We start from the raw sequence: 207 nt of genomic DNA on the forward strand, positions 1-207 counted from the left end.
ACCATCGGCGCTACCGCGTTTCACTTCTGAGTTCGGCATGGGATCAGGTGGTTCCACGGCGCTATGGCCGCCAGGCAAATTCTTCAATCTGTGAAAGCTGATTTAGTTATTCGTTTTCGGTATCTGCTACAAGCCTTAGAACACTTCTTGGGTGTTGTATGGTTAAGCCTCACGGGTAATTAGTATGGGTTAGCTCAACACGTCACC

1 rRNA gene is annotated in these 207 nt (G+C 48.8%); it reads right to left on the reverse strand.

Annotated elements, in window-relative coordinates:
- Positions 1–75, reverse strand: a 5S ribosomal RNA gene (gene rrf / locus ACW5XC_RS20505); the annotation flags it as partial.
- Positions 76–207 lie beyond the last annotated feature (132 nt).

Source organism: Aeromonas sp. 25-AL00135 (assembly GCF_054052385.1).